The organism is Siphonobacter sp. SORGH_AS_1065 (genome assembly GCF_030818595.1).
Taxonomy (GTDB): domain Bacteria; phylum Bacteroidota; class Bacteroidia; order Cytophagales; family Spirosomataceae; genus Siphonobacter.
The window spans coordinates 173,849-186,106 of sequence record NZ_JAUTAM010000007.1; the positions used below are offsets into that span (position 1 = coordinate 173,849).

10 protein-coding genes are annotated in these 12,258 nt (G+C 46.6%); 7 read left to right on the top strand and 3 right to left on the bottom strand.

The window, feature by feature from the left end:
• Positions 1-225: 225 nt before the first annotated feature.
• On the bottom strand, positions 226-1,458 hold the full coding sequence (locus QE390_RS22410; RefSeq protein ID WP_307143966.1) for a dicarboxylate/amino acid:cation symporter: 1,233 nt from the start codon (positions 1,456-1,458) through the stop codon (positions 226-228).
• 421 nt (positions 1,459-1,879) lie between these two features.
• On the opposite strand from QE390_RS22410, the gene QE390_RS22415 reads away from it, so the two are divergent.
• Positions 1,880-2,968: a glycosyltransferase family 4 protein gene (locus tag QE390_RS22415; RefSeq protein ID WP_307143967.1), complete on the top strand. Its 1,089-nt coding sequence runs from the start codon at positions 1,880-1,882 to the stop codon at positions 2,966-2,968.
• The gene (locus tag QE390_RS22420; RefSeq protein WP_307143968.1) at positions 2,958-4,040 is read left to right on the top strand and encodes a glycosyltransferase; all 1,083 of its coding nucleotides are present in this window, start codon (positions 2,958-2,960) and stop codon (positions 4,038-4,040) included. The genes QE390_RS22415 and QE390_RS22420 overlap by 11 nt, the downstream gene beginning before the upstream one ends.
• Here QE390_RS22420 and QE390_RS22425 read toward each other — a convergent pair.
• Positions 4,019-4,849: a glycosyltransferase family 2 protein gene (locus tag QE390_RS22425; protein WP_307143969.1), complete on the bottom strand. Its 831-nt coding sequence runs from the start codon at positions 4,847-4,849 to the stop codon at positions 4,019-4,021. The two genes, QE390_RS22420 and QE390_RS22425, sit on opposite strands and share 22 nt — an antisense overlap.
• Positions 4,850-5,199: 350 nt before the next feature.
• On the opposite strand from QE390_RS22425, the gene QE390_RS22430 reads away from it, so the two are divergent.
• Together QE390_RS22430 and QE390_RS22435 are read left to right on the top strand one after the other, a co-directional pair.
• Positions 5,200-5,751 (top strand): ferritin-like domain-containing protein, encoded by a 552-nt coding sequence (locus tag QE390_RS22430; protein WP_307143970.1) that lies wholly within the window; start codon positions 5,200-5,202, stop codon positions 5,749-5,751.
• Positions 5,752-5,784: 33 nt separating this feature from the next.
• Positions 5,785-7,956 carry a catalase gene (locus tag QE390_RS22435; protein ID WP_307143971.1) on the top strand — a complete coding sequence of 724 codons (2,172 nt, stop codon included), beginning with the start codon at positions 5,785-5,787 and terminating at the stop codon, positions 7,954-7,956.
• Between the two features lie 359 nt (positions 7,957-8,315).
• Here QE390_RS22435 and QE390_RS22440 read toward each other — a convergent pair whose 3' ends face one another.
• Positions 8,316-8,822: an ankyrin repeat domain-containing protein gene (locus QE390_RS22440; protein ID WP_307143972.1), complete on the bottom strand. Its 507-nt coding sequence runs from the start codon at positions 8,820-8,822 to the stop codon at positions 8,316-8,318.
• 339 nt (positions 8,823-9,161) lie between these two features.
• On the opposite strand from QE390_RS22440, the gene QE390_RS22445 reads away from it, so the two are divergent.
• The 3 genes from QE390_RS22445 to QE390_RS22455 all read left to right on the top strand — a co-directional run bounded on the left by QE390_RS22445 (position 9,162) and on the right by QE390_RS22455 (position 12,256).
• A complete protein-coding gene (locus QE390_RS22445; RefSeq protein WP_307143973.1) occupies positions 9,162-10,304 on the top strand; it encodes a Gfo/Idh/MocA family protein in 1,143 nt (380 codons plus the stop codon).
• 47 nt (positions 10,305-10,351) lie between these two features.
• Positions 10,352-11,569, top strand: a complete 1,218-nt coding sequence (locus tag QE390_RS22450) for a sorbosone dehydrogenase family protein (protein ID WP_307143974.1) — start codon at positions 10,352-10,354, stop codon at positions 11,567-11,569.
• 195 nt (positions 11,570-11,764) lie between these two features.
• Positions 11,765-12,256 carry an antitoxin Xre-like helix-turn-helix domain-containing protein gene (locus QE390_RS22455; protein WP_307143975.1) on the top strand — a complete coding sequence of 164 codons (492 nt, stop codon included), beginning with the start codon at positions 11,765-11,767 and terminating at the stop codon, positions 12,254-12,256.
• The last annotated feature ends 2 nt before the right edge of the window (positions 12,257-12,258 follow it).

The following is a 12,258-nucleotide window of genomic DNA, read 5'->3' on the forward strand; positions in this document are numbered from 1 at the left end:
AAATTTGTGATCATTCACAGGTTCCCCACCTGCCCTTATTCCTTCCGAACCTGTCATCCAGGGTCAAGCGAAGGACCTTACTTATGTTTCGTAATTGTTAGATTACAGGGAATCTACCTGCTAGTGTGAGATTCCATCGCCCGCAGTCACTCGGCTGGAGCCGAGCGACTGCGGGAACTGCTTTAAACACCCCAACATAAACCCTCTATTACCAACGTGCTTCATTTAAGAGCCTGACTTTTCTTCTTTCGTCATCCAGTTTTTTCCTTCGGTAAAACGGGCAATGAGCATGGCTGCCACCGTGTCGCCCGTGGCATTTAACAGGGTAGCCATCGGATCAACGAGCGTTCCGATAATCATGGCCGGGGGCAGAGCCTCCGCCGGGAAGCCATAAGTGGCAATGAAGAGGAGCTCCCCCACATACCCTCCATTGGGAATACCGCCCTCCACCAAACTGACCAACACCGTCATCCCCAGAGCCAGCAGAATCACATCAATCCCGTCAAAGCCTCGACCAAACAGGGCAAAGACCACAGCCATTTTGATGATCGATGATATACTTGAACCGTCTTTATGCAACGTAGCTCCCAGCGGGATAGTGACATTGGCAATCACGGCGGGGATGCCTATTTTCCGGGCTGCGTCCATATTAGCGGGTATCGTGGCTATGCTGCTACAGGTACCGACGGCGGTAGCCGAAGGAATCAAGTTATTGATCCAGAACGTTTTGAACCCCTTTAATCCTCCGGCTAGAAAAGCGTAAGCACTGAACCCAACTACAAAATAAAACGCTCCTACCCCGTAATATAACCCCAGCGACCGGGCATAAGCTCCGAATAATTGAGGCCCGAATACGCCCACCTGATACGCAAAGTAAGCCCCCAGGCCAACGGGCCCCATTTTCATGATAATAACGAAAACCTGCGTGAAAACTTCGTTGGCCGACTGTAGGAAACGTGTAAAAGCGGCTCCTTTCTCTCCACTCTGCAAAGCCCCAAAGCCAATAATCACCGAAAAGATAATCAGAGCCAGCATGCTTCGCCTGGATAGTAGCTGGTAGAATTCGCTGGTTGTAAATAATTGGGTAATCTGATCGGCTATGGGCTGTTGATTTATCGCTTCGGTTAAAGGGGCACTGGTTAGCTGCTCCTGGATGGGAAACAGCCAGACGGCCCCCATGGTTAAGCAGGCGGCGACCAGTACTGTTCCTAAAAACACCATCACCATTACACCCATGACCCGGCCCAGTTTCTTACCGGGTTGTAAGCCTGCGATGGCCGAGGTTATCGCAAAAAATACGAGTGGGATTACCGCGGTAAACAACAGATTCAAAAAAATGTCACCGATGGGTTTGAGTACCGCTACTTGCTTCCCCAGCAAAAGTCCGGCGATGCTACCGCAGCTAATGCCGGTTAACAGCCAGATAATGCCTTTATAGTTTTTGTAAAAATTCTTCATGACTTTCAGGTAAGCTCTTCTTACGATTGATAGTTCATTACAGGGATTGATTACTCAGCCCTTACGTTAGCGTTCTGCCGCCCTACTGCGTTCTGACTAAACTCATACCCTTTACAGGATCCGAACAGAAAAGGGGTTCCCAACCCAGATAACCCTTTTCTATTTCCGGCGTATGATTACTGAATTAGTATTTGACTAGTAAAACACCGCCCTTAAGTAATTGCATTGATAATTGATGCCGTTGGCTACCGTACGAATCATCGGTTTACTTCTCAAACACCTCCCCATACATAGGCCCGTTACCCTTTAAGTGCTTTACCAAAGCGTGTCTACCTGATTCGAGGCCTATATTCCCCTATGCCATTAGGAATGCTTCTTTTAGCCTTATCTTAAGAAAACCAACGCCACAAACGAAAATTTTATGAAAATTGGCATAATTGCCCATTTGAAGCATCCCATACGGAAACCGTTCATGGGAGGGCTTGAAGCATTTACCTATGACATCTGCAAACGACTGGAAAAGCGAGGTCATGAGGTAATTCTTTACGCAAGTTCCGGCTCTGACGCCGCCACCATCGTGAAGCCCATTCTGGAGGACAACGCTTATAATCACCTTACCGGAACCCGGTTTACTTCCCACGAACTTTGTCAGGATTTTATTACCACGCACCACGCTTACGTTGAGCTTATGCAGGACATCGACTTTGATGAATTGGATATTATCTTCAATAATAGCCTGAATTACGTACCCATTATGATGGCTTCGGTCGTGCGTACGCCCATGCTAACAGTTCTGCATACGCCGCCAATTTTCGAAATGAAAAAAGCCGTCAGTCGCGAGCAGTCGAGTGGGAAGATTCGTTACGTTTCAGTATCCGAAAAAAATGCCCGTTCGTGGTCAGAGTATGTCCATTCCTGTCAGGTAATCAACAATGGCATTGACCTTTCTACCTGGCAATTTTACCCTGAAAATCAGAAAGAATACATTTTATGGTTTGGACGTATACATCCCGATAAAGGATTACACCTGGCGATTCTGGCCGCCAAAGCCGCCGGTAAACGCCTGAAAATCGCGGGTACAATTAGTGATGCCAACTATTTTGAGGATTGGGTAAAGCCCTTGCTTGACGATACCACAGAAATGGTAGGTCATTGCACACCTGAAGAGCTTAATATGCTGATTGGCAACGCAGAAGTATGTCTCATTACTCCCTGCTGGGATGAACCTTTCGGACTGGTTGTGGCCGAATCGCTGGCTTGCGGAACACCCGTAGCCGGAATTTCCCGTGGGGCATTACCTACGTTGTTAAGTCCACAAACGGGTTGTCTATCTTTCTCCACGAACCCCGAGAGTTTAGCCGCTTGTATTCGGGAAGCCGCTCAGTTAGACCGTCAGGCCTGTCGGCAGCGGGCCGAAAGTTTTTTTGATGTCGAACGCATGGTCGATGCTTACGAAGAAACTTTTCTGGAAATGATTGCCCAGCATCAAACCATTCCGTATGCCGTGTAACGTAGCCTTTTACATTCACCATCACGGAGCAGGACATCTCATGCGATCTATCGCCATTGCTGAGCAGTTAACAGACTGCTCCGTGACTTTTTTAGGCAGTCATTTAAGAAAACATCAGTCGCTTATTCCCTCTGGTATTCAATGGATTGATTTACCGATGGATACTGCCCAGACTAAAGACATTCATTACCAGCCCGGCCCAGAAGTTGGATGTTTGCATTATGCTCCTCTGGCCGTTAGCGGGCTAAGCAAACGGATGGCCATGCTCACGCAGTTTCTGGTTTCGAGTGAGCCCCTGATACTGGTTGTAGATGTTTCCGTGGAAGTTACGTTACTAGCTCGATTACTGGGGATTCCTACACTAGTTATTCGTCAGCACGGCTACCGCACCGACTTAGCTCACCGAACGGCTTACGAAAGTGCCCAGCTATTAATTGCTCCCTATCCAGATTGGATGTCTGATCCGCAGGAAACATGGATGGAGAAGAAAACCTTTTACTCGGGAGGATTCTCCCGATTTACTTCCCTAGCCAAACCCTTGACTAAAGAGGTTATTCCTCGGCAAGTCGCCGTTCTGCTTGGTCAGGGAGGGAATTCTTTTAACGAATCTATCCTTCTGAAACTGGCTGATCAATGCCCTGAGTATCAATTTCATGTATTGGGAATATTGCCATATGAAGAAGCCACGGATAAGCAAAATCTAGTCTTTCACGGGCGGATAGATCATCCATTACCCGTATTAATGCGTTCTGAAATCGTGATTGGAAATGCAGGGCATAATACCGTCATGGAAATGGCTGATTTAGAGAAAAAATTCATCTGTATTGCCGAAGAACGTCCTTTCGCCGAACAGCAACACAAGGCTTCATTTCTACGGGCAAAATCACTGGCTATCACTCTCTCGGCAGCAGATTTACCCACTACTCACTGGCCTACCGTACTGGCAGAAGCTCAGGAATTGAATCCGGTAAACTGGCAGGGCACCATCAACCCCGGTGCCTTAACAGACCTCGCTTTAGCCATAAAAGAGCAGTGGAATCTCATGTACGCTTATGACTTTAAAGCCTCTTGAATTTCAGTGATTGAAGGTAATTTCTCAACCGAAATCTGATCTTCGGACCAGGTTATGTAACCCCGTTTTTGAAAAGCAGTCAGCCAACCTTCCATGGGCCAGAGCTTCCACTTTTGATAAAATTGACGGGCATTCGAAACGATGGATTCGAGATGATTTAAGGGAGGCGAATAGCTGGGATGATACTGGTGATAGGCCGTAGCCGGAAGGGTTATTAACTCAATACCCCGGTGTCGGGCAGTGAAAGAAAAATCGGTGTCCTCGGCCCCGTAACCCGTAAAACTTTCGTCAAAACCACCAATGGCATAAAACACCTTCCGACTGCATCCAAAATTCAGGGACCAGAATAGTTCATAGGGGAACTGATCAAATCTACTCCGTATGGGATCGGCTTGGCTATAGCTCTCCAGATGTTCTAAAACGTCTGGTTTTTCGGTATTCGCCTGAGTTAGATAACGAACTTTTCCCGCGTATAATACCGTATCTTTTTTTTCAAAGGCATCGGCATACATGCCCAATAAGGATGGACTAACGATGCAATCTACATCAACCAATACACAATGGTCATGTTGGGCGAGGGAGAATGCATAATTCCGGGCTTTAGCCAGAGGCAAGGTTTCTTCCGAACGAAGTTCTACATAACGTATAGGAAAGGACGTAACTGGAAAATCTTCCGCATAAGCACTTTCATTCATATGAACAATCACTAGTTCAGCCGGAGGAATTTCACTGTTTCTTAACCCACGAATAAACTGTAACAACGCATTTTTTCTTCCTTTGACTAAGGTTAAAACAGAGATAGATGGCATGAAAATGAAGATTCTATTTGAATGAAATACCTTTAAAAGAAGAGTGCCGCACCTCCTTCTTTCGATCAGGTCTTGACGAAAAGCCGACCTATCGCCTTAACGATCTACCTGCAAAGGTTAAGTGATAATCTACGCATTGCCTAAGTCAATCAACTACCTTTTCGCAGACATCTTTAGGTTATATGTGAGCATTCCTATCAAAAGACATTTTTTCTACGCTAAGATCAATGTGCCATTAGTTTATCCCTTTTTTAGTCAATAGTATAGCATTTTTTACCTCTTTCCTCCCCACCTAAAAGATGGTATGAGTTTTGTATACGATGGATTAGCTTATCTAACTCATCATTCTCATGAAAAATACGACAGGTGCTGAACCTACCTTCAAAACAAAAACATCTCCCTCCGCAGAACCAGCTTTACAAGAACTTTTTGTAGATGGTTTACGGGATATTTACTGGGCTGAAAACCACCTGGTTCAAAGCTTACCAAAGATGATTGCTTCGGCTACTTCTGCCCAGTTAAAAAAAGCCATTGAAGAACACTTAACTCAGACAGAAACCCACGTGAGTCGTCTGGAACAAGCTTTTGAGTTACTGGGTGAAAAAGCCATTGCCAAAAAGTGCGACGCGATGGAAGGGCTTACCAAAGAAGGCGAAGGTATCATTGAAAGCACCGATGAAGGAACAGCCACTCGGGATGTGGGAATCATTCTGGCTTCGCAAAAAGTTGAACATTACGAGATTGCTACGTACGGTGGCTTAGCTCAACTAGCTCAAACGCTGGGTTTCGACGAAGTTTCTACTTTATTAAACCAGACGCTGGAAGAAGAAAAGAAAGCCGATGCTTTATTAACCGAAGTAGCCGAAAGCGACGTGAACTACAAAGCTTCTCAGGAAGCCTAACTCCCTACTCCCTTTTATTACACAACGAGCCAAATGACCAATAAGAATAACCAGCCAGGAAACGATAAAATCGATAATCTGGCTCCTCATACTGAACAATCGTCAGGTGAAAAAATGACGACCAATACGGGTCTGAAAATCAGTGACGACAATAACTCTTTAAAAGCGGGCGACCGGGGTCCTTCACTGCTGGAAGACTTCATTTTACGCGAAAAAATTACCCATTTTGATCACGAACGGATTCCTGAGCGGGTGGTACACGCCCGTGGTTCGGGAGCTCACGGTGTTTTCAAAGTGTATGAGTCCATGGCTCACCTGACGAAAGCCCAATTCCTGAATGATCCTTCGCTGGAAACGCCCGTTTTCGTTCGTTTTTCAACGGTAGCCGGTTCGCGGGGATCTACGGATCTCGCTCGCGATGTCCGTGGATTCGCCGTAAAGTTCTATACGCAGGAAGGTAACTTTGATCTGGTAGGCAATAACATGCCTGTTTTCTTTATTCAGGATGCCATTAAATTTCCCGATCTGATTCACGCAGTGAAGCCGGAGCCTGACAATGAAATTCCCCAGGCCGCTTCTGCCCACGACACCTTCTGGGATTTTATTTCGCTCATGCCCGAATCAGCCCATATGGTTATGTGGGCCATGAGTGACCGGGCCATTCCCCGCAGTTACCGCATGATGGAAGGCTTTGGTGTACACACCTTCCGCTTCGTCAACGCTGAAGGCGTATCCAGTTTTGTTAAATTTCATTGGAAACCTTTGTTAGGCGTTCATTCCGTTGCCTGGGACGAGGCTCAGAATATTTCCGGAAAAGATCCTGATTTCCACCGCCGTGACTTGTGGGAGGCCATTGAGAGCGGTCATTTCCCCGAATGGGAACTGGGCGTTCAGATTGTGGCGGAAGAGGATGAATTCAAATTTGATTTTGATCTACTTGATTCAACCAAAATCATTCCCGAAGAGTTAGTACCGGTGCAGCGAATTGGGAAACTGACCCTAAACCGTAATCCCGATAACTTCTTTGCTGAGACCGAGCAGGTGGCTTTCCACTTAGGTCATGTGGTACCAGGTATTGATTTTACGAATGATCCCCTGTTACAGGGACGTTTGTTTTCGTACACGGATACGCAGTTACTGCGATTAGGCGGCCCTAATTTTCAGGAAATTCCCATTAACCGCCCGATCAATGCTGTTCATAATAATCAGCGGGACGGTCATATGCGTCAAACCATTAACAAGGGAAAAACGAGTTACCATCCTAACTCCTTGGGCGGTGGTTACCCCGAACAGGCTTCATCGGCGGAAGGTGGCTTTTCAAGTTATCCCGAACGCATTGAAGCCCGGAAAGTACGGGCCCGCAGCAAAAGCTTCCTGGATCATTTCAGTCAGGCCCGGCTGTTCTTCAATAGTCAGTCCGAACCCGAAAAAAATCATATTATCGATGCCCTGAGTTTCGAGTTAGGGAAGGTAAAAACGGTTGCGATTCGCGAACGAATGGTAGGCATCTTATCATTGATCGATAAAAATTTAGCCGCTGAAGTGGCCTTTGCTTTACGCATTCCGGTTCCGCAAGATCCTGCATTACCCGTGAATCACAGCATTCCGGCAGATGCCGATCCTGCTGATTACGATTCCGTTATGGTCGAAGGTTCACTGACGACATCGGCCGCCCTGAGTATGGCTCATACCGTTAAAGACAGCATCAAAACCCGTAAAATTGCCTTCCTGGCCGCTGATGGGGTGGATGAAGCCTCTCTGCAAATCGTTAAAAGCAAACTGGAAGCAGAAGGTGCGGTAGTAGAAGTCATTGCTCCACGACTTAATTTCATCTTGTCTTCCGCAAATACGGAAATTCCAGTAGATCATAGCTTCCTAACGGCTGCTTCCGTGCTATATGATGCCGTTTACGTACCCGGTGGAACGAATAGCGTGGCTACGGTAGAAGCGGATGCGGATGCGATTCATTTTTTGAATGAAGCCTTTAAGCACTGTAAGCCCATTGCGGCTCATGCCTCCGCTCTTCAGGTGTTGGAATCCACCTATTTTGCCAAAAAACTACCCGCCGATTTCTCGGAAGAAACGGTCTTGCGGGAAGGTTTGGTAGTAAGTGATGACGCAAAGCAACTGGCCGATTTGTTTACAAAAGCCATTGCTCAGCATCGTTTCTGGGAGCGAGAAAAACCAAGAAAAATTCCAGCCTAATCCCTAGAGTAACCCTAAGGCCCCGCACGAAAATAATCGTGCGGGGCCTTGTTGCTTCAATATCTTCTCAAGTAATTCTTCCATAAAATGAGGCGACTTTGAGGGTTCTCTCACTTTGCATGACAGCCTAGGCTACTTATATTAAACCCCGGAGGGGTTAAACACGAACGGCCCCGGATTTCATCCGGGGAAGCAATACCCATTAACAAAGACATTTGCAAGAACAACAAGATCCTTCGCTTTGCTCTGGATGACGGGATCGGAGTATAAACGAACCCTCGTATTATTCCGCAACTATACAGTGTGTTGCGGAATAACGATGGTTGTGAAGAGTAAAGACCGATGTATGGTCCTCCTAGTTATGCCTCTTGGGCCTGTAGTAACTCTACCGCTTCCTGATTATTCTGCTGTAAAGCCAGATCAAGCACGGTTAATCCTCTTACATCCCGGATGTTTTTATCAGCTCCGTAGTGAAGTAATAACTTTACGATTTCATTACGACCGAACATGGCCGCAAACATCAGGGCGGTTCCGCCATTGCCGTGTTGCAGGTTCAAGTCCGCTCCCTGAGCAATCAGTAACTCCGCCAGATCTGCATACCCTTTAAAGCTCACCCCCATCAAGGCTGTATTACCCCCAAAGTCTTGAGCATTAACATCGGCTCCCGCCTGAATTAATAAACGAGCGGCTTCAAACTGGTGGTTATAACAGGCAATAATCAAAGGCGTATAACCCTTGGAATCCTGAGCATTAACATTGGTATTACGATCAATTAATTCCTGAATAACCGCCATTTCACCCAGTCGGGCGGCGTGAATAAGGACGGGTTCAAGACTGGTAAGGCCGGCAATGGTAGATTCTGTCATGAAAGGTTACTGATTTATAGCGTAAGTCTGTTCAACTTTTGCATAAATACCATACCAGCTTTAGAAGTTTGATGTAACTAGAAACTACTTTAATCTAACGAAACTTGCCATTACCCAGAATTCATCAATACCTATAAAAAGCCCTGAGTAAATATTTATATCGTAACTCAATTACCCCAGCCTTCACGCTAACTACTTAGGCACCTTTTTTTACCTCTCAGTTTTAGAAACAGGAATTTTTAAAGCCGCCTTCCTGCTTTACTCCCTTTCCCAAATCTGATTTCGTGCCTATTCACTATAACCGATTGACCGATGCGTCAATTTAACCCCGAGAAGTTTATGTACAATCGTCGAACCTTTATTCAAACCGTTTCTCAACAGGTAGCCTATTCAGTGCTGGCGGCTAATGGACTTTATACCTTATCTAGTTGTGGAAATTCGGCTTCTAAAGAAGAAAAGAAACAGGCTGAAAAAGATAGTGAGAAGAACAAAGGTAAACTGGGCATTGCTTTGGTGGGCCTGGGGAAATACAGTGAAGAACAACTAGCTCCGGCTCTGAAAGAAACCCAAAACTGTTACCTGGCTGGAATCGTGACGGGTACGCCGGATAAAATCGATAAATGGAAACGCAAATACGACATTCCTGATAAAAATATTTACAGCTACGACAACTTCGATTCGATCAAAGATAACCCGGACATTGACATCATTTACGTAGTACTTCCCAACAGCATGCACGCCGAGTATACGGAGCGTGCCTTCGCCGCCGGAAAGCACGTTATCTGCGAAAAACCCATGGCTTTAACTGTTGAGGAGTGCGATCGCATGATTGCGGCCAGCAAGAAAGCGGGTAAAATGTTATCCATTGGTTATCGACTTCATTTTGAGCCTTATAACGTAGAAATGATGCGATTGGGAGCGGATAAACCTTTCGGATCAATCAAGTCGCTGAAGGCCGAAAATGGCATGAATGGAACCGAAGGCTGGCGGCTTGATAAAAAGCTGGCGGGTGGCGGCCCCCTTCCCGATGTAGGCGTTTACTGCATCCAGGGTATCCGGTACACGACTGGCATGGAACCCATCGCCGTACGAGCTCAGGAAGGCCCCAAAAAGGATAAGGAAATGTTTAAAGAGGTAGAAGCTTCGCTGAGTTGGCAAATGGAAATGCCCGGTGGAGTGATCGCTCATTGCAAAAGCAGTTACGAAGAAGACATGAATTTGCTGAGAGCCGACGCGGAAAAAGGCTGGTTTGAACTATCGCCTGCGTATCCTTACTCCGGCCAAAAAGGCGAGACTTCGCAAGGTAAAATGGATTTTCCCAAAGTCAATCAGCAGGCTTTGCAAATGGATAATTTCGCCCAATCTATCATTGACAAACGTCCCACGCCTGTACCCGGAGAAATGGGTCGGCAGGATGTGAAGATTATTAATGCCATTTACGAGGCCATGGAAACCGGCAAACGGGTGGTTATTCCGGCTTAATACTTTTTTTTAATTGATTAATCCTTTCTCACTCACGTAAACGCTCTATGAAAAAAAGTCTTACCCTTTTGGCTGGTGCTGCCTTGGTATCCGTGCTGGTATCGGGTTGCAACCGAGGTGGCGGTTTTTGGGATGCCATGATTCCCGAAACGGACGAAGATCCGACTTCTGCCCAAATCACTGGCTATGTGTTTCGTCCGGCTCTGGTGTCGGCTTCGCCTGAACGTGTTCAGCAGTTGAAAGTTCCTTCCGGTTTTTCGGTGAATGTATTTGCACAGGATTTAGGCATGCCCCGAATTCTGGCCGTGGATAATAACGGTCACGTTTACGCTTCCGATCGGCAGGCGGGTGTAGTCATGTTGCTAACCGATTCAAACAACGACGGTGTGGCTGATCTAAAACGAACCGTGGCTACGCTAAAACAGGCTCACGGTCTGGCTATTAATGGTTCAAAAATGTACATTGCCACCGTTACGCAAGTATTCGTATCGGATATTGCCGCTGATGGTGGACTGAGTGAGCCGAAGCTCATTAAGGATAACTTGCCAGACGGCGGTCAGCACCCGAACCGGACGCTGGCGTTCGGTCCAGATGGCAAACTTTACCTTTCCATTGGTAGCACGTGTAACTCTTGTCCCGAGCCCAACACCATGAATGCCACGATGGTACAAATGAACGCAGACGGTTCAAACATGAAGATTTTTGCGAAAGGGCTGCGTAATACCATTGGCTTTGGCTGGCACCCTCAAACCCAGGAGTTCTGGGGTATGGATCACGGCATTGACTGGCTGGGCGATAACGATCAGAAAGAAGAAGTCAACCTGATCAAAGAATCCGCTCACTATGGATGGCCTTACATTTACGGCGAAGGAAAATACAACCCCGGCACCCGTCCACCAGCCGACACGACGTATCAGCAATACCTGCAACTTTCCACCTTACCCGGCTTAGTGTACCAGGCTCACGCGGCTCCCATGCAGATGGCATTTTATACCGGTACTAAATTCCCTCAGGAATACCAGGGAGATGCCTTTGTAGCCATGCGAGGAAGCTGGAATCGCAGTCAGCCTTCGGGTTATAAAGTGGTTCGGATGCACTTTGAAAATGGCAAACCCACCCGTTTCGACGACTTCCTGACTGGTTTTCTGGTAGATAATAACCGTTCGCATTTTGCCCGCCCTGTGGGTGTAGCGGTTCACAAAGACGGATCTTTATTAGTTTCGGATGATACTAATGGGGTTATTTATCGAGTGAATTATCAGTAATGGTCTAGTTTTCAAAAATCGTCGGTAAAAATGAATCCACTTTTACCGACGATTTTTCATTAATCCTACGCCTGAAAATAGAGCCATCGGAGACGTTGGCTTTTTATGTTTTCTAAACGCTCTGGTAATAAGTGAACGATTATGGCAATTTTTCACTTATAAGAATGTATATTTACCATCATTAAAAACAAGCTCATGCAAGTCTCCACTCCCGTTACTCATCTCATCCAGCAAGCCCGGCACGGGGTATTACGGCGGCGAGTGGATGAAATTGCTCGTCTGATTGGCTTGAGTGATAAAGAAATGGCTCACATCCTGAACATGTCCGTTCGGAGCCTACACGGAAAAATGGATTCCGAACGCCTGAGTCTGGCCGCCAGCGAACGGCTATTACTACTGGAACGCCTCATCAATCATGCCTTGCATACCTTTGATGGCCGGGCAGAATTGGTCAATCGCTGGTTACATACGCCTCTGGCGGAGTTATCTTATTCCGAAGAACGGGTAAGTGAAGCATCCCCGCTACAAGCTATGGGTTCTTTTCAGCAGCCCTCAACGACCTATACTCCCACCGAAAAAACTTCGGATGACGTCCCTCAATCCCCGCTGGCGATTTTAGATACCGTCTCAGGATTTTCGCTCGCAGAAGATGTTTTAGGCAGAATTGAGTGGGGTATTTTAGGATAGAC